Consider the following 19,108-nt stretch of genomic DNA (forward strand, 5'->3'; position numbering starts at 1 on the left):
CTGATCCTTCATGCAGGAGCGCACGTGATCGATGGAGACGCTGGCGAGGAATGCGGTGTCGTGGGTATCTGGGCGCCCGGGGCCCAGGTCGCGGACCTGCTCACCGACGCCCTGTTCACCCTGCAGCACCGTGGCCAGGAGTCCGCGGGCCTTTCGGTCGGGGACGAGACCGGCATCGCGACCCACCGGGGGATGGGGCTCGTCACCGAGGCGCTGCCCGCCGCGGCGACCCGGCACCTTTCCGGGCACGTCGGCATCGGGCACGTCCGCTACTCCACCTCCTCGGATTCCTCTTTGGACAACGCGCAGCCGTTCGCGGACCGCACCGCCGGCGGCGTGGACTTCGCGCTGGCCCACAACGGAAACCTGACCGTGCTGCCCGTTCCCGTCGAAGTCGGCGCGGTCGGCGGGCCGGCCGTGGACCGCGCCCACGCGCAGTCGGACACCGCACGGCTGGCGGCCCTGCTGAAGGACGAGCCGGGCAGCCTGAGCGACGCGATGGCGCGGATCCTGCCGCGCACCCGCGGTGCCTACTGCTTCGTCGGGGTCTCGGCGGGAGGGCTGTTCGCCGCGCGTGATCCGCGCGGTTTCCGGCCGCTGAGCATCGGCCGTCTCGCGGGTGGTGGCTGGGCGGTGGCGTCGGAGACGGTGGCGCTGGAGAACCTCGGCGCGACCGCGCTGCGGGACGTGGCACCGGGCGAGATCGTCGAAGTCGGCGCACACGGGGTCCACTCGCGACGGTTCGGGGCGGCCGAGCAGGCGCTGTGCGTCTTCGAGCACGTGTACATCGCCCGGCCGGACTCGACGATCGGCGGCCGGTCGGTGTTCGACGTGCGCCGGGCCCTCGGGGTCGCGCTCGCCCGCTGCGCCCCGGCCGAGGCCGACCTGGTGATCCCGGTGCCCGACACGGCCCGGATCGCCGCGCTCGGTTACGCGGCGGGGAGCGGCATCCCGTACGGCGAGGGCCTGTTCCGCAGCTCCTACGCCAGCCGGAGCTTCATCCAGCCCTCGCCGGGCCGTCGACGGCAGGTGGTCCGTGCGAAGCTCAGCCCGATCGCGGCGGCGGTCGCCGGGCGCCGGGTGGTCGTGGTGGACGACTCCGTCGTGCGGGCCAATTCCATCAAGCACGTGGTCGCGATCCTGCGCACGGCCGGCGCGGCCGAGGTGCACGTTCGGGTGGCGTCGCCGCCGGTGCGCTGGCCGTGCTTCTTCGGCGTCGATATCGGCACCTCGGACGAGCTGGTCGCGGACCGGCGCAGCGCGGAGCAGATCGCGGATCTGGTGAACGCGGACTCGCTCGGTTATCTGCCGGCGGAGGAGCTGCTCGAACAGGCCCGCGGGACGACGGGTTTCTGCGCCGCGTGCTTCACCGGCGAATACCCTGCGGAATGGTGACCGGAACGGTCGTTCCCGGCGGGGTCTCATCTCGCCGCCGAGAACCGGTCTTGAGCGGTCACGGGCGCGGTACCGGTGAGGATGTCCTGCTCCAGCTCGCGCAGGACGGGACCCGGTTCCATGCCGAGCTCGCTGACGAACAGCCGCCGCGTCTCGTGGTAGACCCGCAGCGCCTCCATGGTGCGGCCGGTGCGGGACAACGCGATCATCAGCTGGGCGCGAAGGCGCTCGCGGAAGGGGTACTGCGCGACGAGCGGGACCACGTCGCTGATGATGTCCGCCGACCGGCCGAGCATGATCCGCACGTCGAAGTGGTTCTCGCTCAGGGTGATCCGCCGTTCGCACAGCCGGGCGGCGATCGATTCGATGTGCTCGTTGCGCAGTCCGGAGAACGGGTCGCCGCGCCACAGCCGCAGCGCCTCGGTGTAGTACCGGTCGGCGTCGCTCAGCCGGCCCGCGGCCATCGCGGTGCGTCCCTGCTCGGCCAGTTCGTCGAACCGGTGCGCGTCGAGCTTGCCGGGGCCGATCCGGGCGAGGTAGCCCGGTGGCTCGGTGTCGATCAGCTGGTGCAGGCCGGATCTGGCGAGGCGCTTGCGTACGCCGGACACGCTGATGTGCACCTGGCTGCGCGCGGTGGACGGCGACGCGGTGCCCCACATCACGTCGATCAGCGAGTCGATCGGCACCACGCGGTTGGCCTGCCAGACCAGGGCCCCGACCAGGATCTGCTGCCGGCGCGCGGTGAGCCGGACCGGGCCGCGCGGACCGGTCAGCTCCAGCGGGCCGAGGATCGAGACCACGGGCTGGTCGTCGAGCTCTCCGGGTCGCGCCGGTCGGTGATCGAGCATGGTGTGTCCCCTCGTCGATGCCCCAGCGGGCGGCCGTGAGCTGCCACGGCCGGCCGAGAGCCGAACGTAGGCGCCGGTCCTCACACCCCGCTCTCACGGCGCTCTCACGCGTCTCTCCGCACGTGTCTCGCGCGGCGCCACCGGACTGTCGACGGTTTGTCGACGGCACGTGGGACCGTCCACGGCGAGGGAGCGGGTCACCGCCGCAACCGCCGTGACCGCGCCGGAGGGTGCCGGAACGGTGACCCGCGAATGGGTCCCGCTGTTTGGCGTGCCGATTTTCGGAAATCGGACATGAATCGATCTTTGTGGAATTACGCGTGCGGCCGAAACTGCGTCCGAATGGCCGTGTGGGCATCGTCGCGCAAATGCTTACACTGAGCTCGAAGTGTTCGGCTCCTTCGGCAAACTGGAGGTTTACATGCAAACTGTGGATTCCGCGGCCGTTTTGGAAGGCTGGTTGTCGGGTTCGGAATCGGTACACGGCCTGGCGAACCCGGCCGGTCCGCTGTACGTCGGCGGGAACGCCGCCGAGGCCGCGCTGGTCGACCCGACCGACATGCTGTACGCGTTCTGTTCCAGCCCGACCGGCTCCCACGGCAGCTGGTGCTGCTGACGGGGTAGCTCAGCGGTACGCGCCCGCCGTTCCCCTCGGGGAGTGCGCGGGCGCACTCGGATCGGAACAGGCGTCGGATCAGGCGGAGGCCGGCATGCTCGATTCAGCAGACAGTGAAACCCTCCCGTTCGGGGCCCCGGTGGAACGGCTCACCCAGCCGTGGCGGAACAAGCTGGCGGGCGAGCTCGACGCGGTTCCCGGCCTGGCCCCGGACGAGCGCGCCCTGGTCCTGGCGGCCGGGAGCGCCGCGTTGGCGCAGTCCTTGCACGCGAAGCTGTCCCGGGTGTTCCTCATCGAGCTGCACGCGCGGCGGCTGGCCGCCGGCTCGGCCGGAGACGGCGAAATCTGGTCGGACTACGTCGAAGAAGCGACGCGCGATGGCTACCTGACGAGCATCGAAGGGCGCTACCCGGTGCTGCCGCGGCGAGTCGAGCGGGTGGCGACGTCGTCCGTGGCCGCCGTCGCCGGCTTCGCCGCCCGGCTGGCCGCGGACCGCCCGGCCTTCGCCGAGGAGCTGCGCGGACCGCTGAACGCCGTTGTGTTCGGGCGGGGTGACACGCACCGGGGCGGCCTGACGGTCAGCCGGGTCGACGTCGGCGCCGGGACCGTCATGTACAAGCCGCGGAACTCGGCGATCGACGTGGCGCTCGCGGCGCTGATCCGGGACGTCTACGAACAGTTCCCCGGCGCACCGGCGCCCGCCGAGCGGATCCGGGTGCCGCGGGTGCTGCCGCGCGAGGGCTACGGGTGGGCGGACTTCGTCGAGCCGCGCTACTGCGCCGACGAGCGGGAACTGGGCGTCTTCTACCGCAACATCGGGCATTGGCTGGCGATCCTGCGGCTGTGCGGCGGCACCGACATGCACGCGGAGAACATGATCGCGGCGGGCCCGGTACCGGTCGTCGTGGACGCCGAGACGTTGTTCGACGCACCCGCGGAGTTCCCGGCCAGCGGGCAGGGCGACGCCGTGGACGTCGCGACCGCGGCGATCCGCCGGACGGTCCTGCGCACCGGCCTGCTCCCGGTGCGCGGCACGGGGTATGCGCTGGGCGGGGTGGACATTTCGGGGATCGGCGCGCTGCCCGGGCAGCAGCCCCGTATCCCGGCACCGGTGATCGCCGACGTGGGCACGGCCGCCGCGCGCTTCCAGGTCGACCTCGTCGACGTGCCGTCCGCGGGCAACCACCCCAGCCCGAAGCCGGTGCTGCACGCGCACTGGGACCGCGTGCTCGAAGGGTTCCGGGAAATGACCGCGCACCTGCGCCGCCTCGATACGCGGCCCGGCGGCGACGTGCACCACCTGCTGCGGCACTTCGACGGCGTCGAAGCCCGCCGGCTCCTGCGGCCGACGCAGGCCTACGTCGACATCGGCCGGATGCTGTGGCACCCGGCGTCCCTGCACGACGAAGCGGCCGCGGTCGAACGCGGGCGGGACATCCTGCTCCGCAACGCGCAGGTCCTGCCCGGCGCGCCCCAGGACCGGCCGACCATCGACGCGGAGATCGGCGACCTGCTGGCCGGGGACGTCCCGTTGTTCAGCTTCACCGTCGACGACGCGGCGATCGCGGCGTCGGTGGCCGACTGGCGCGGGGCGGACCTGCCGTTCGAGGAGTCGATCATCCAGGACGCTCTCGTCGGTGCCTACCTCAACGAACGCACCCTGCCCTCGCGCCGCCAGTACCCGGCGCACCAGCCGCACGGCCGGGACCGGGACCGCCGCCGCCGGACCCTGGCCGCGCGGCTGGTCCGGCAGCTGTGCGACGGCGGGGTGCGCGGCGAGGACGGCACGGTCACGTGGATCAGCCCGGTCTTCACCCCGGCGGGCTGGTCGATCCGCGTCCTGCCCGCGGATCTCTACACCGGCCAGGGCGGGGTGGTGCTCACGCTGGCCGAATACCTGGCCGAGGTCCGCGCCGGCCGCGCCGACGAGGTCGCCGGGGTGCAGGAGTGCTTCGACGGGGCGCTGCGGGTGCTGATGAGCGTCGAGGAGCTGACGGAGACGCCCTCGGCCGGGGCGTTCAGCGGTGCGGCGTCGCAGGTGTGGACGTGGCTCGCGCTCCACCGCGTGCTGGGCTGGGACTGGCTGCCGGACCGGGCGGCCGAGCGGGCCGGGCAGTTCTCCGACGGCCGCAGGATCGCCGAAGACCGCGAGGTGGATCTCCTCAACGGCGTCGCGGGCGCCGGGGTGCCGCTGCTCGGCCTCGCCGCGACCGGCCGGCCGGAGTGGCTGCCGGTGGCCGCGGCGGTCGGGAACCGCCTGGTGGAGCTGGCCGTGCACGAGGACTACGGAGCGCGCTGGCCCACCCGGCTCAACCCCGAGGGCATCGGCGGCTTCGCCCACGGCGCGACCGGCATCGGCTGGACCCTGATGCGCCTCGCGCTCAGCGATGCCGGTACGGCAGCGGAGCGGACTACGTGGCGGGAGCTGGCGGAGCGGGCGTTCGCCTACCAGGAGTGGCTGTACCGCCCGGAGGAGGGCAACTGGTTCGACGCCCGCATCGGCAGCGAAGAGGACTTCTTCACCAGCTGGTGCCACGGCAGCGCCGGCATCGGGCTGGCGGCGCTCGACCTGCACCGCCGCACCGGCCAGGAGCGGTGGCTGGAGATGGCGACCCGCGCCGCCCGCGCGAGCGCCGCCGAAGGCTTCGGCTGGAGCCACACGCTGTGCCACGGAGACATGGGCATGTGGGAGATCCTCGACGCCATCGGGCGGGCCGAACCGTCCTGGAGCGGCCCGGACCGCGACGAGATCGACGCCGAGCTCCTGACCGGCCTGGAGCAGCGCGGCCCGGTCGGCGGCCTGGCCCGCGAGGCCTTTTCCCCGAGCCTGATGTCCGGCTTGGCCGGGGTGGTGCACGGGTTGCTCCGCATGCATCCCGAGCAGTGCCTGCCCTCCCCGCTGCTGCTGGACTAGGAAGTCCCCGTGGCGGCACCGGGGAAGACGATCGAACTCGGGTGGTGTGCCGGTGTGCCGCGGGTGGTTCTGGTCGAACCCGCGCGCGCCACCGCCCCGTTCACAGGCGCGGCGTCGCGGCCGGCAACTCCCGCGTGTACGCGTGCGACGGCGCGGCCAGCACCTCCCGGACCGGCCGTTCTTCGACGATCGCGCCGCCCTGCAGCAATGCTCGGCTCACCTGTATCGAGAAATGTTGCCGTTGACCGAAGTTGCGATCGACCTTGACTGATGGGTCAGTCGGGCTCAACCCGCAGAGCCGTTCCCGCCCCGGTTCAGGACTGGTTGCGCACCAGCGAACCGTCCGGCGCCACCGGGAACCATTCGTCGTCGACGCCGGCGCCGTTGGCTTCGCCCGGCACCGCGTCGCCCACGTAGTAGTAGAGCGGCCAGCCGTTGTAGGTCACCTGCGGTGTCGCGTCGCTCGCCGGTGATTCACCGAGCAGCGCGGTCTTCGCGCCGTCGCCGGCCACTGCGCCCTTTCCGGCGAGCGCCGGCCAGACCGCGACGCAGCCGGCGTCGCAGGCGGCCGCCTTTTCCTTGTCGCGCGTGAATCCGTAGAGCACGCGCCCTGCCTGGTCGGTGAGCACCGGACCGAGGTCCGTGTGCCCCACCTTCACCGTGGTCGCCGGCGCGCCCGCGGGCTCACCCGGCCCGCCGCCGCACGCGGCCAGGCTCAGCACCAGCAAGGGCACGACAAGCAGAACTTTCCGAATACGCATGATCAGCTCACCCCGTTTTGTCTCCACCGTTTCCCACCAAGGACACGGCGGCGGGGGCGAGCCGGTTCACCGCAGATTGGATTTCTTCAAGTTTGGCTGAACCGCCGCGCGAGCCGGCCCGTGTCTGGTGCATCGGGGTGCGCCGAACCGCTGCGCCCCCGGCCACCGGGCGGGGTGCCCGGTCAGTGGGAACCAGAAATCCGACCATGGAGGGGAAATCCATGTCCGTTGTCCGATCCATTGTGGACTCCAGACGACTCGTCACGGCCGCCGTGCTCGGCGTCGCCGGCGCTCTTTCCGCCGGCGTCGCCACGCCCGTGCTGGCCGCCGACGGCCCGGCGGTGACCGTTTCCATCACGCAGAAGGGCGGCTACACCGCCGCGCTCTGCGCCGCCGACGTCCTCACCGGCACGTGCCAGGACGGCGCGAAAGCCGGGCAGACCAAGAAGTTCACGGTGCACCCGAAGCCGGGCAGCCCGGTCGAGGTCCGGGTCGTCGTCGAGGGCGGCGGCTCCGATATCAAGACCGTCCCGCCGACCGGGAACGCGCTGGCGTTCGAAACCGGTGGCAGCGCGGCGAAACCGACCATCACGCAGGTCGGCGCGCCCGGTGGCGGACACGGGTCCATGCCGGGCATGGACCACGGTGCCCCGGCGAGCGGGACGCCGTCGGACCCGGCGCCGACGACTCCCGCCAAGGGCCCGGCGACGTTCCTCACCGCCGAGCTCACCGGCGCCCAGGAAGTGCCGACGCCCGGCGGCCCGGCCGTCGGCGACCCGGACGGCCGCGCGAGCGCGCTGGTCGAGGTGAAGGGCGACCGCGTCACGTTCGCCTTCTCCTGGCAGGGGATTTCGGCACCGACGCTGGGGCACGTCCACGAAGGCGCCGCGGGCGCCAACGGCCCGGTGCGGATCGGGCTGTTCGGCACGCCGATGCCGGACACCGTGACCGCGGCGGCCGGCCAGGTCACCGTGACCGACGCGGCGCTCGCGCAGCGGCTGCGGACGAATCCGGCCGGGTTCTACGTCAACCTGCACACCGCGGAGTTCCCCGGCGGCGCGGTGCGCGGCCAGCTGAAGGTGACGAAGAAGCACCTGAACGTGCTGTCGATCGTCCACGGCGGCAAGCTGCGTTCGCTGGACACCGGCGGCCAGGAGGTCCCGGTGGCGGGCGGCCCCAAGGTGGGTGACCCGGACGGCGTGGCGGCCGGCTTCGTCGACGCGCACGGCAGCACGGTCGACTACTCGTTCGCGTGGCTGAACATCGCCGCGCCGACGCTGGGGCACATCCACCAGGGCCGCGCCGGCAGCAACGGCGACGTCAAGGTGCCTCTGTTCGGCTCACCCGTCCCGGCGAACGTCTTCGCGGTCTCCGGCACGGTGGCGAAGGTCGACCCGGCACTGGTCCAGCAGCTCCGCCGGGACCCGCGCGGGTTCTACACGAACCTGCACACCGCGGAGTTCCCCGGCGGCGCCGTGCGCGGCCAGCTGATCGGGTGACCCATGCCTGGGGCGCCGCGGGGAACGGGTGAGGCGCGGCACCCCGGAATCGGGCCGCGACGACCAGGGGGTCGTCGCGGCCCGATGTGTTTCGGCCGGCTCCGCTCGGCCACCTCGGCGCCGGGCGACGACCGCGGTCCAGCACCGGCATTCGATCCATCCCCCCGACGGCCCGATCGCTGGCCGGTTTGCAAGGTACTTTCACGCCTTGATGGCGCCTCGTCTGTACTAGGGGTAAACGAACCAGGCTTCCACCAGCGGGTTTGCTTGAGTACCGCCGCTCAGGTGACTACTAGTGTTACTATCTACATGAGTGTGAACGGATCTTGGTACGGAAGGCGCGAGGTGGCATGGCCGGCAAACGGGACTACGGGCAGTTTTGCGGGCTGGCGGCAGGCTTGAACGTCGTGGGGGAGCGGTGGACGCTCCTCATCGTCCGCGAGCTGCTCATCGGGCCGGTCCGCTTCAGCGAGATGATCGACAACCTCCCCGGCATCGGGCCCAACCTCCTCGCCGACCGGCTGCGTGGGCTCACCGAGCACGGCGTGATCGAGCAGTTGCCGGTGCCGGGTGACGGGCGTGGCAAGCTGTACCGGCTGACCGAGCTCGGCCAGGAGCTGCGCGTCCCGCTGCTGTCCCTGGCGAAGTGGGGGATGCAGTTCCTCGGCGAGGGCGACCGCGACGGCTCGGTGCGGGCGGAATGGGGCTTTGTCGCGGTCCAGGCCATGGTGATCCCGGAGCGCATCCCCGATGTGGATGAGTCCTACGAATTCCGTGTCGGCGACCGGGCGTTCACGGTCGAGGTGAGCGGCGGCGCGGTCGGCTACCACATGGGAGCCGGGATCGATCCCGCGCTCGTGATCACCAGCGATCCGGAGACTTTCGTGCGCATCGGGGCCCGGATGATCAGCCCGTTCGACGCGCTCGCCGCGGGCGAGATCAAAATCGAGGGCGCCACTGAAGCCGTGCAGCGCTGCACCAAGATGCTCGGCCTCAGCTGACTCCGTTTTCCGAAGCATTTTGCTGGTGCCGCCAAGAATTTCGCGCCGCACGGCGAGGTGGCAGCATAAGGCCGGGGCGGAGTACGGGCAATCCTCTGAAAGAGTTAAGTTTTAGATAGTGACTTGCCTCAGGTGTCCTGACCTGCGAACTCTTGACAAGTGGGACGCCGCGCTCTTGACGGGTGAGATGCGGCGATGGTAGAAAGACACGATCCAGGTGTCTGAAGTGTCTAGATCTGACTCCTATTTAATGTAGCGACCGGGCTGCGCGGGGGACCTGTCATGAGGCTGGGCGAATCGAAGGGGATATCGCGATCCGTCCGACCCGCAATCGGCTCGCTTCCGCTGGGACTCGCCGACTTCTCGAAACGCGGTTTCCGACTGGACCGACCTGACGCCCGACAGTTCTTGGAGCGGCACGCGCGGAGTTTTCTGCACGGATTCAATATTGTCGCGGGGCAGGTCGACCCGCACTCCGTGCTGGCGACGGTCGCCGACGAAGAACGAGGCTTCGCCTACGAAGGCGCGGCCATGCGGGCCGGGCTCGTCGACCTCTTCACGGCCGGCCGCCGCCGGGCCCTCGCGACGCTGCTCGCCGGACCGGGGCAGCGCTACGTGCACCTCATCCACGTGGGACACGGCTGGGGCCTGGTCCCCACCCGGGTCCCCGCGCCGGTCCTCGTGCCCCCGACCCCGTTGCTGCGCTGGCTGGCGCTCGATGGCGCCGGGTTCGCCGAGACCTTCTTCGGTGGACACCGCGCGTTGCGGGCTCGGTGCCGGCGTTTCCCGACACCGCGCTGGGAAGCGAGGGTAGCGGGCTGCGGGCGCGCGCTGTGGTTCCTGGAGGCCGGGAACGTGCCTACCATCGGGCAGGTGATCGAGTCCGTCACGCCGGCGGCGCGGGCTCATCTGTGGGCAGGGGTGGGGTTGGCGGCCTGCTACGCCGGTCGTTCCGAAGGCGTGTCGGCCGTCGAGGAGCTGGTCCTCGCAGCCCGCCCGGCCGGCGCGTACCTGTTGCAAGGAGCGCTTTTCGCGATCGCGGCGCGGGTGCGCGCCGGGATCGTGCCCGTACACACCGAACTCGCCTGCCGGGACCTTTTCGCGGTCGGCTGCGAAGAGGCTTCGAGCTGGACCGATCGAGCCGCCGACGGCTTGGGCGAATCGATGGAGCCGGCCGCCTTCCTGGAATGGAAGGCCCGCCTTCGGGCGAAGGCCGCCCAGTACCTCTGATCCGCCCAGTACCTCTGATCCGCGCAGCACCGCCGTTCGCCGCGTCTGAACAACCCGTGCCGGGCCCGAGCGCCCGCCGGGGAAATCGTCGTCCCGTGAATCGCGATCGTGGGGGAGCATCATGTCCTTTTCCTGGCGTGCCGTCGTGTTGCCGGTGGTCGCCTTGCTGCTGGTGGCCGGCACCGGACTGCTGACCGTCCGGCCGGCGCCGGGCGCGGAGGGGGCGCGCGAGCTCGCCGCCCGCTTCGCGTTCGAGAAGATCCCGCTCAACACGCGGCCACCGGCCGCCCGCGTCCAGCGCGACGTGGCGCCGGACCTCGTCCCCATCCGGGCGTGGATCTCCGCGGTCGGGGCCGCGGTCGCCCTCGCCGACCTGCGGCGGACCGGCAGGCCCGGTGACGCCTGTCTCGTCGATCCACGCGACGACTCGGTGACTGTGCTCCCCGTGCCGGGCACCGCCGACCCGTACCCGAGGTTCCAGCTGCGGCCCGACGGCCTGCCCTACGACGGAACCATGGCACCGATGGGCTGCGTGCCCGTCGACCTGAACGAGGACGGCGGGCTCGACTTCCTGGTCTACTACTGGGGCCGTTCTCCCGTCCTTTTCCTGAACCAACGGACATCGGCCGCCCCGTCGGCCGCGGGCTTCCGTGCGACGGAACTGGTTTCCCCCATGCAGGTGTGGAACTCCGGCACGGCGAACGTCGGCGACATCGACGGGGACGGGCACCTGGACGTGCTGGTGGGCAACTACTTCCCGGACGGCGCCCGTGTCCTCGACGTCACGGCGGCCGGCGACGGGCGCATGCAGATGCAGGACTCGATGGGCAAGGCCCGCAACGCCGGGACCAACCGGCTGCTGCTCACGCGGCCGACCGGCCGCCCGGTCGAGGCCCCCGTGGTGACCGACGCGAGCACCGCTTTCCCCGCCGACTCCGCGAACTCCTGGACGCTCGCCTTCGGATTGCAGAAGCTGGCCGGCGCCGGCGTGCCGGACCTGTACGTGGCCAACGACTTCGGCCCGGACCAGCTGCTCCTCAACACCTCGAGCCCGGGGCGCGTCCGGTTCACCGAGGTCGAAGGCACCCGTGACCTGCTCACCCCGCGGTCGGAGGTGCTCGGGCACGACTCGTTCAAGGGCATGGGCATCACCTTCACCTATCCGGACGGCACCGGGTTGCCGATGATGGTCGTCAGCAACATCACGACGCCGTTCGCCCTGCAGGAAAGCAACTTCGCGTTCGTGCCGACCGGGAACGCCGCCGATCTGACGGCCGGGCGGCTGCCCTACGACGAGCGCAGCGAGGACCTCGGTCTGGCCCGCAGCGGCTGGGCGTGGGATGTGAAGGCGGGAGACTTCGACAACTCCGGCACCGATGAGATCATGCAGGCCACCGGGTTCCTCAAGGGCGACACCGACCGGTGGGCCCTGCTGCAGGAGCTCGCCCTCGGCAACGACCAGCTGGTGCGCCACCCCGAAGCCTGGCCGCACTTCCAGGTGGGGGACGACCTGTCAGGCCATCAGCCGAATCCGTTCTACGTCCGCGGTGGTGCCGGCCGCTACGCCGACCTGAGCGGACCGGTCGGGATCGCGGATCCGTGGAACACCCGAGGGCTGGCGTTCGGTGACGTGGACGGCGACGGCCGGCTGGACGCACTGGTCGCCAACCAGTGGGAAGACTCGGTACTGCTGCACAACGTCTCCCCGCGTAGCGGGCAGGGTGCCGACCTGGAGCTCGTGCAACCCGGGGCGGCCGGTGGGCTGCGGGCGGCGATCGGTGCGACCGTCGAGGTGGGCGGACCCCGGCCGCAGAAGGCCCAGCTGTACCCGGCCAACGGCCACGCGGGAGTGTCGGCGGCGACCATCCACCTGGGACTTGCGGGTGGTACGCCTCAGCCCGTCACGATCACCTGGCGGGAAGGGACGCGAGTGCTGAGCGCCCAGACGCAGCTGACGCCCGGGCACCACACGGTGACCCTCGGGCCGGACGGAACGGTGGTGACCCGATGACGAACACTGCGAAGCCCCCGGCGTTCGACGCGCTCCGGGAGCGCCAACCACGCCCCGTCGCCGGGACCCCGGCGGCCGCGGTGGCGAAACCACCCGTGGACAAGCGGGTGAAGGCGCTGATGCGGTTCGCGATGTCGCTGACCGCGTTCAACATCGCCGGTCACCTGATCCTCGGGTTCGAGCAGTCCCCGATCACCCCGCTGCTCGCACTGGTGACCAGCTACGCCGCGGCGCTGCTGTTCGAGGCCATCGACAGCTGGGCGCACGGCCGCCGCCCCCAGTACGCCGGCGGGGTGCGCAACCTGATGATCTTCCTGCTGCCGCCGCACATCACCGCGCTCGCCTGCGCGATGCTCCTCTACGGCAACGCCTCGGTCTGGCCCTACCTGTTCGCGATCGTGGTTTCGCACGCGACGAAGTACCTCGTGCGCGTTCGCCTCGGCGGCCGGCTCAAGCACGTGCTGAACCCCTCGAACGCCGGGATCGTCGTCACGCTGCTGCTGTTCCCGTGGGTCGGCATCGCCCCGCCCTACCACTTCACCAACAACGTCACCGGTGCCTTCGACTGGCTCATCCCGCTGTTCATCCTGGCGGCCGGGACCATGCTGAACATCGGGCTCACCGGCAAGATGCCGCTGATCGTCGGCTGGCTGGGCGGGTTCCTGGCACAGGCCGTGCTGCGCTGGCTGCTGCTGGACCACGCGCTGGCCGGTGCGCTGCTCCCGATGACCGGGCTGGCGTTCGTGATCTACACCAACTACATGATCACCGACCCGTCGACGACGCCGGTCAAGCCCCGCAACCAGGTCGTCTTCGGCGCGACCACCGCGCTGGTCTACGGCCTGCTCGTGGTGTGCGGTGTGGTGTTCGGCCTCTTCTTCGCGCTGGTGATCACGTGCGTGCTGCGCGCGGTCGTGCTGGTCGTCGTCGAACGACGGAAGCACCGGGACGCGGTGCCCGCGCAGAAGGAGCTCGCCGCCGCCGGGGCATCGAGATGACGGGCGAGCGGATCGCGATCGTCGGGCTGGCCTGCCGGTACCCGGACGCCGTGTCCCCGGACCAGCTGTGGCACAACGTGCTGGGCCGGCGACGGGCCTTCCGGCGCCTCCCGGACACCCGGCTGTCGGACGCCTACCGCGGCGACCGCGCCGACGCCGAACTGAGTTACCTGACCCACGCCGGGGTGCTGCGGGACTGGGAGTTCGACCGGGGACGCTTCGGCATCCCAGGGCCGCTCTTCCGGGCCGCCGACCTCACCCACTGGCTCGCGCTGGAGACCGCGGCCGACGCGCTGGCCGACTCCGGCCACCCGGACGCCGAGGGGCTGAACCGCGACACCGTCGGCGTGATCCTCGGCAATTCCCTCGGCGGCGAGTTCACCCGCGCGGCCACGCTGAGGTTCCGCTGGCCGTTCATCGCCGCCGCGGCCACGACGGCGCTGCGCGACACCGGTGCGGAATCCGAGCTCGCCGGCGAAGTGCTGATCCGGCTGGAAGAGCTGGTGAAGCAGCCGTTTCCGGTGCCGGGGGACGAAACCCTGATCGGCGCGCTGGCCAACACCATCGCCGGCCGGATCTGCAACCATTTCGACCTGCACGGGACAGGCTACACCGTCGACGGGGCGTGCTCGTCGAGCCTGCTGGCGGTGATGAGCGGCTGCCGCGCGCTCGTCGACGGCGAGTGCGACTACGTGCTGGCCGGAGGGGTCGACATGTCACTCGACCCCCTGGAACTGGTCGGGTTCTCCCGCCTGGGCGCGCTCGCCCGCGAAGAGATGCGGGTCTACGACACCGACCCCACCGGGTTCCTGCCGGGGGAGGGGTGCGGCGTCGTCGCGCTGATGCGGGCGGAGGACGCCGACCGCGCCGGGATCCGCAGCTACGCGCACATCGTCGGCTGGGCGTCCGCTTCGGACGGTGCCGGCTCGCTGAGCCGCCCGGAGCGGCGCGGCCAGGAGCTCGCCATGCGGCGTGCCTACCGGAAAGCCGGCTTCGCGCCCGGCGCGGTGCAACTGGTCGAGGGCCACGGGACCGGAACCGAGGTCGGCGACCGCACGGAGCTGGACGCCCTGACGGCCGTCCGCGCCGGCGCGCCGGCGGCCGCACTCGGCTCGATCAAGGCCAACATCGGGCACACCAAGGCGGCGGCCGGGGTGGCCGGGCTGATCAAGGCGGCGCTGGCCACCGCGCACCGCGTCCTGCCGCCGACCACCGGGTGCGTCCGCCCGCACGAGCTGTTGCGCGGCTCCGCCCCCGCGCTGCGCGTGCTGGCCGAACCGGAAGCCTGGACGTCGGACGTGCCGAGGGCCGCGGTGTCCTCGATGGGGTTCGGCGGGATCAACACCCACGTCGTGCTGGAAGGGGAGCCGGTCGCCGTGCCGCCGGTGCTGCCCGCCCAGGTCCGGCGGCTCTCGGCCCGCCCGGGGCCGGCGGAGATCGTGGTGTTCGGCGCGGTCAGCCCGGCGGCTCTCGCCGACCGCCTGCGCGGGCTCGCCGGCACCGCCGCCCGGCTCAGTTCCGCCGAGCTGGGCGATGTCGCGGCCACGGCGTGGCGCGAAGGCACCGGTGGCGAACCGTTCCGGGTGGCCCTGGTGGCGGTCCGCCCGGAGGACCTCGCGGCCGCAGCGGCGGCCGCCGCGGCCGCAACGGAGGATTGGGACGGCCGGCTGCTGCTCGACGAACGAGCGGGCTTCACGCTCGCTTCCGGCCGCCCGGCGCGGGTCGGGCTGCTGTTTCCCGGGCAGGCGGCCCCGGTCCGGCACACGTTGCCGGCGTGGACGGCCCGGTTGGCCACCGCCGCCGGGCTCGCGGCCGCCCCGGCCACGCTCGACGAGCACCGTGGTCGTGGCCCGTCCGGGGAGCCCAGGGCCGGATCGGGCACTGCGCCACCCGAGAACGGCGGCCGCTCCACCGGGGCCGAGACGGACACCGCGGTGGCGCAGCCCGCCGTCGTCCGTCAGTCGCTGGCCGGGCTCGCCTGGCTCGACGCGCTGGGCACCGTGGCCGTGGCGGCGTGCGGGCACAGCCTCGGCGAGCTCACCGCCCTGCACTGGGCCGGCGCCTGGTCCGCGGCCGAAGTCCTGGACCTGGCGCGGACCCGCGGGCGGCTGATGGCCGAACACGGCCTGCCGGGCACCGCCATGGCGAGCATCGGCTGCAGCGCCGAGGACCTCGGGCCGCTCCCGTCCGGTGCGGTGATCGCGGGGTACAACGCGCCGGCCCGGGTGGTGGTCGCCGGGGCCAGGGGTGCGGTCGGCACCGTCGTCGCCGACGCCGGCGCGGCCGGGATCGACGCCACCTGGCTGCCCGTCTCCCACGGCTTCCACAGCCCGGCCATGCGCCCGGTCGAAGGCCCGTGGCGGGCCGCCCTGTCCGAGGTGCCCACCACCGAGCCGCGGCGGTGGGTGGTCTCCACGGTCACCGGAAAGGAACTGGCCTCCACCGTGGATGGGCTCGTCGACCTCCTCGTCGACCAGCTCACCCTGCCGGTCCTCTTCGCGGCCGCGAGCACGGCGCTGGCCGCCGACTGCGATCTGCTCGTCGAGGTCGGGCCGGGCACCACCCTGGCCGGTCTGGTGCGCGCCAACGAGATCGACGTCCCCGTGACGAGCCTCGACTGCGGTGGTGATCCACGCCGGCACGCCTTCGCGACCGCGGCGCTCGCTGCCGCCGGGGCCGCCGATCTCGACCCGTGGTTCGCCGGCGGGGTGTTCCGCAGGCTCCCGCTGGACGCGGTCCCCACGTTCGTGACCGGGCCGTGCGAGAACCGTGCCGGCTGGGCCACGGCGCCGGGCCGACCGCCGGAACGTCCACCGGCGCGGGCGGCCGCGGCACCGGTCGCCGCGGCGGGATCCGGCGCGCCGCTCGAGGTGCTGACCACCCACCTGGTGAACACCCTGGAGCTGCCGGAAAGCGCGATCACCCCGGACAGCTCCCTGCTCGCCGACCTGCACTTGAACTCGCTGCAGGTCGTCCAGCTGGTCAGCACCGTCGCCACGACGCTCGGCCGCAAGCCACCCGCGTCCCCGATGTCACTCGTCGAGGCCACGGTCGGGGACGCCGCGGCCGCGCTGTCCGGGCTGCCCGCCGTCACCGGTGAGCCCGACGACGACCGGGTGCCCGGTGTCCGCGACTGGGTGCGTCCCTTCGAGACGGTGTGGATCCCGTTCGAACCGGCCGGGAACGGCCCGGAGCCGGACGTCGTCAGCACCCTCCCGGACGACGCCGGGGCGGCCGAGATCGCCGCGCTGTGCCGCCGGTTCGCCGCCGATCCGCCGGACCGGCTGCTATTGGTCCACAATGGACATCCAGCGGCCGCCGGACTGGGGCGCAGCCTCGTCGTCGAACTGCCGGCGACGACGGTCGTCGTGGCCGACGTCGCCGGACCGCTGCCGGTCGCCGCGGCCGCGCTGTCGGACGGTGGCCGATACCTCGAACTGAAGTACGGGCGCCAGGGCACGTGGTCCCGCGCCGAGCTGCGCGTCCGGCGCCCACCCGACCGCCGGAAGCCCGCGGCGTCGCTGCGCGCCGGAGACGTCTGCCTGGTGACCGGCGGGATCCTCGGGATCTCGGCCTTCCTCGCGGCGGAGCTGGCCGGGCCGGCCGGCGCCACCCTGGTGCTCACCGGCCGCACCCCCGCGGACGATCCCGCGGTGACCGCGGCCCTGGCCCGGCTGCGGGAGCGGGTCCCGGCGCACTACATCGCCTGCGACGTCACGGACGCGGGCGCGGTCGCCTGCCTGCTCACAGCCGCGCGCGGGCACGGCGAGCTGCGCGCCCTCGTCCACGGCGCCGCCGTCAACGAGCCCCGCCGCCTCGCCGATGTCACCGCCGCGACACTGGCGGAAACCCTGCGGCCCAAGGTGACCGGCCTCCGCACGCTCCTCGACCAGGCCGGCGACGGCCTGCGCCTCGTTCTGGGGTTCGGGTCGATCATCGGCCGCGCCGGCCTGGCCGGGCAGGCCGAATACTGCGTCGCGAACGACTGGCTCCGCGTCGACCTCGAACGATGGGCGGCGCAGCACCCGAGCGTCCGCTGCCACGTACTGGAGTGGTCGGTGTGGGCCGAGCTGGGGATGGGGGTGCGGATGGACGTACTGGACACCCTGCGCCGCACCGGCGTCGCCGCGATCGCGCCCGAACGGGGCGCGCAGGCCCTGACCGAGCTGCTCGCCGACGAAGACGCTCCGGTGAGCGTGCTGCTCACCGCTCGGTTCCCCGGCTCGCCGACGTTGCCCGCCGGCCCGGAGCCGGCCACCCCGCTCCGGTTCGCCGAACGGTCCCTGGTGCACGTGCCCGGTGTCGAGGTCGTCCGGGAAGCGGATCTCTCGCTCGGCGCCGACCCGTACCTCGCCGAGCACCGGATCGACGGCACGCCGGTGCTGCCCGCGGTCCTCGCGCTCGAGGCGCTCGCGCAGACCGCCGCGCCGTTGCGCGGCCGTTCACTGCCCGTGGCACTGGCCGACGTCGAGCTGCGGGTGCCGGTCACCGCCGACCGCAGCACGGGCGCGACCATCCGCACGGCCGCCCTCGCCGTGCCGGAGGGAGTGGCGGTCGTGCTGCGCGAGCGCGGTGACCGGTTCGCCACGGACCGCGTCACGGCCGTCGTGGAGCCGTCGGCACCGCGTCCGGACCCGGCCACGGCGGACCGCGGGGTGCCCGCGGAACCGGACCACGCCTGGTACGACTCCGGGTTGTTCTTCCACGACGGACGGTTCCGCCGGCTCGCCGGGTACGACCGGTTGTCGGCGTTCCGGGTCCGGGCCGCCCTGGTGCCGGCCCCGGACGTCTCCTGGTTCTCCGAATATCACGGCCAGGCCACAGTGCTGGGCGACCCGGGAGCCCACGACGCGACGCTGCACGTGCTGCTGGCGTGCGTTCCGCACCGGAAGGCACTGCCGGTCGGCGCGAGGCGGTTCACCGTCTGGGCGAGGCCGGACGGCCCGCTGGTCGTCGACGCGCGCGAAATCTCCCACGGTGACGGCGAATACGTCTTCGACGCCGACCTGCTCGACCAAGCGGGGAACGTCGTCGCCCGCTGGGAGCGGCTGCGCCTGCACGACGTCGGGGCGCGGCACTGGCCGGAAGGCCTGCCACCGAGCCTGGTCGGCCCGTGGCTGTCCCGGATCGCGATCGAGTGCGGCATCGACCGGCCCGCCGAACTGAGCAGCGCGCTCGTGGGGGCGGACCTGGAGATCACCGCGGCCGAGCCCGGGCCGACGCGGATTTCGGTGACCCCCGCGACGGCGGCCGGCCAGGCGCCGCGGGTCGAGCGCGCGGACGGGCACACCGTCCTCACCGCCGTCACCTCGGTACGCGGCGCCGGCCCGGTCACCATCAGCTTCGCGACGAGGAGCCGGGGATGACCCGCACCTACCGCTACCGGCACGTGGTGACACTTGACGAGACCAACGTCGTCGGGAACGTCTACTTCGCGCACTACCTGCACTGGCAGGGCCACTGCCGGGAACGGTTCCTCGCCGAGCACGCGCCGAACGTCCTGAAGGCCGTCCAGGAGGGCGAGCTGGCGATGGCGACCGTGTCGTGCGCGATGGACTACTACGCGGAGTGCTTCGCGCTCGACGAGATCGAAGTCGTGATGACGCTGCGGACGACGTCGGGCAACCGGATCGCGATGGATTTCGAGTTCCTGCGGGCCGGGGTGCTCGCGGCGCGGGGGAGCCAGTCGGTGGCGTGCCTGGCCAGGACCACGGCCGGGACCGAGCCGGTCGACATTCCGGCGGAACTGTCGTGGGCCCTTCGGGCATACAGCTGACGCCCGCGGCCGGTTTCGGCCGCGGGCGCCGCTCACCCGGTGCCGTCGGGGCGTGCCCG

At 72.5% G+C, this 19,108-nt stretch carries 12 protein-coding genes; 10 read left to right on the forward strand and 2 right to left on the reverse strand.

Annotated elements, in window-relative coordinates:
• Window positions 1-24 precede the first annotated feature (24 nt).
• A complete protein-coding gene (purF, locus tag ACWED2_RS13620) occupies window positions 25-1,395 on the forward strand; it encodes an amidophosphoribosyltransferase (protein WP_449690765.1) in 1,371 nt (456 codons plus the stop codon).
• 26 nt (window positions 1,396-1,421) lie between these two features.
• Here purF and ACWED2_RS13625 read toward each other — a convergent pair whose 3' ends face one another.
• On the reverse strand, window positions 1,422-2,243 hold the full coding sequence (locus ACWED2_RS13625) for an AfsR/SARP family transcriptional regulator (RefSeq protein ID WP_449690766.1): 822 nt from the start codon (window positions 2,241-2,243) through the stop codon (window positions 1,422-1,424).
• 421 nt (window positions 2,244-2,664) lie between these two features.
• Between ACWED2_RS13625 and ACWED2_RS13630 the strand changes: the two genes are divergently transcribed.
• Window positions 2,665-2,859, forward strand: coding sequence for a DUF6229 family protein (locus tag ACWED2_RS13630; RefSeq protein WP_449690767.1), 195 nt, complete (start codon window positions 2,665-2,667; stop codon window positions 2,857-2,859).
• Window positions 2,860-2,953: 94 nt separating this feature from the next.
• Window positions 2,954-5,773, forward strand: a complete 2,820-nt coding sequence (locus ACWED2_RS13635) for a type 2 lanthipeptide synthetase LanM family protein (protein ID WP_449690768.1) — start codon at window positions 2,954-2,956, stop codon at window positions 5,771-5,773.
• Between the two features lie 314 nt (window positions 5,774-6,087).
• Here the strand turns inward: ACWED2_RS13635 and ACWED2_RS13640 are convergent, their stop codons facing one another.
• Window positions 6,088-6,534 (reverse strand): COG4315 family predicted lipoprotein, encoded by a 447-nt coding sequence (locus ACWED2_RS13640; protein ID WP_449690769.1) that lies wholly within the window; start codon window positions 6,532-6,534, stop codon window positions 6,088-6,090.
• Between the two features lie 221 nt (window positions 6,535-6,755).
• Here ACWED2_RS13640 and ACWED2_RS13645 point away from each other — a divergent pair, with 221 nt between their 5' ends.
• The 7 genes from ACWED2_RS13645 (at window position 6,756) to ACWED2_RS13675 (ending at window position 19,049) form a co-directional block, all read left to right on the forward strand.
• On the forward strand, window positions 6,756-8,033 hold the full coding sequence (locus ACWED2_RS13645; RefSeq protein WP_449690770.1) for a CHRD domain-containing protein: 1,278 nt from the start codon (window positions 6,756-6,758) through the stop codon (window positions 8,031-8,033).
• Between the two features lie 350 nt (window positions 8,034-8,383).
• Window positions 8,384-9,034 (forward strand): winged helix-turn-helix transcriptional regulator, encoded by a 651-nt coding sequence (locus ACWED2_RS13650; protein ID WP_449690771.1) that lies wholly within the window; start codon window positions 8,384-8,386, stop codon window positions 9,032-9,034.
• A gap of 282 nt (window positions 9,035-9,316) precedes the next feature.
• A complete protein-coding gene (locus tag ACWED2_RS13655) occupies window positions 9,317-10,264 on the forward strand; it encodes a DUF1702 family protein (RefSeq protein ID WP_449690772.1) in 948 nt (315 codons plus the stop codon).
• Between the two features lie 121 nt (window positions 10,265-10,385).
• The gene (locus tag ACWED2_RS13660; RefSeq protein WP_449690773.1) at window positions 10,386-12,275 is read left to right on the forward strand and encodes an FG-GAP repeat domain-containing protein; all 1,890 of its coding nucleotides are present in this window, start codon (window positions 10,386-10,388) and stop codon (window positions 12,273-12,275) included.
• On the forward strand, window positions 12,272-13,273 hold the full coding sequence (locus tag ACWED2_RS13665; RefSeq protein ID WP_449690774.1) for an enediyne biosynthesis protein UnbU: 1,002 nt from the start codon (window positions 12,272-12,274) through the stop codon (window positions 13,271-13,273). The genes ACWED2_RS13660 and ACWED2_RS13665 overlap by 4 nt, the downstream gene beginning before the upstream one ends.
• Complete coding sequence (locus ACWED2_RS13670; RefSeq protein ID WP_449690775.1) at window positions 13,270-18,639, forward strand: SDR family NAD(P)-dependent oxidoreductase; 5,370 nt, start codon at window positions 13,270-13,272, stop codon at window positions 18,637-18,639. Before ACWED2_RS13665 ends, ACWED2_RS13670 begins: the two co-directional genes overlap by 4 nt.
• Entirely contained in the window at window positions 18,636-19,049 is a 414-nt protein-coding gene (locus tag ACWED2_RS13675; RefSeq protein WP_449690776.1) for an acyl-CoA thioesterase, read from the forward strand. The genes ACWED2_RS13670 and ACWED2_RS13675 overlap by 4 nt, the downstream gene beginning before the upstream one ends.
• Window positions 19,050-19,108 lie beyond the last annotated feature (59 nt).

The sequence above is a fragment of the Amycolatopsis sp. NPDC005003 genome, assembly GCF_053600695.1.

Bases quoted from the DNA above. Each gene is read 5' to 3' on its own strand.
- ACWED2_RS13635 (WP_449690768.1), top strand. From the start codon at position 2,954: ATGCTCGATTCAGCAGACAGTGAAACCCTCCCGTTCGGGGCCCCGGTG.
- ACWED2_RS13630 (WP_449690767.1), top strand. From the start codon at position 2,665: ATGCAAACTGTGGATTCCGCGGCCGTTTTGGAAGGCTGGTTGTCGGGT.
- ACWED2_RS13650 (WP_449690771.1), top strand. From the start codon at position 8,384: ATGGCCGGCAAACGGGACTACGGGCAGTTTTGCGGGCTGGCGGCAGGC.
- ACWED2_RS13660 (WP_449690773.1), top strand. From the start codon at position 10,386: ATGTCCTTTTCCTGGCGTGCCGTCGTGTTGCCGGTGGTCGCCTTGCTG.
- ACWED2_RS13655 (WP_449690772.1), top strand. From the start codon at position 9,317: ATGAGGCTGGGCGAATCGAAGGGGATATCGCGATCCGTCCGACCCGCA.
- ACWED2_RS13625 (WP_449690766.1), bottom strand. From the start codon at position 2,243: ATGCTCGATCACCGACCGGCGCGACCCGGAGAGCTCGACGACCAGCCC.
- ACWED2_RS13675 (WP_449690776.1), top strand. From the start codon at position 18,636: ATGACCCGCACCTACCGCTACCGGCACGTGGTGACACTTGACGAGACC.
- ACWED2_RS13670 (WP_449690775.1), top strand. From the start codon at position 13,270: ATGACGGGCGAGCGGATCGCGATCGTCGGGCTGGCCTGCCGGTACCCG.
- ACWED2_RS13665 (WP_449690774.1), top strand. From the start codon at position 12,272: ATGACGAACACTGCGAAGCCCCCGGCGTTCGACGCGCTCCGGGAGCGC.
- ACWED2_RS13640 (WP_449690769.1), bottom strand. From the start codon at position 6,534: ATGCGTATTCGGAAAGTTCTGCTTGTCGTGCCCTTGCTGGTGCTGAGC.
- ACWED2_RS13645 (WP_449690770.1), top strand. From the start codon at position 6,756: ATGTCCGTTGTCCGATCCATTGTGGACTCCAGACGACTCGTCACGGCC.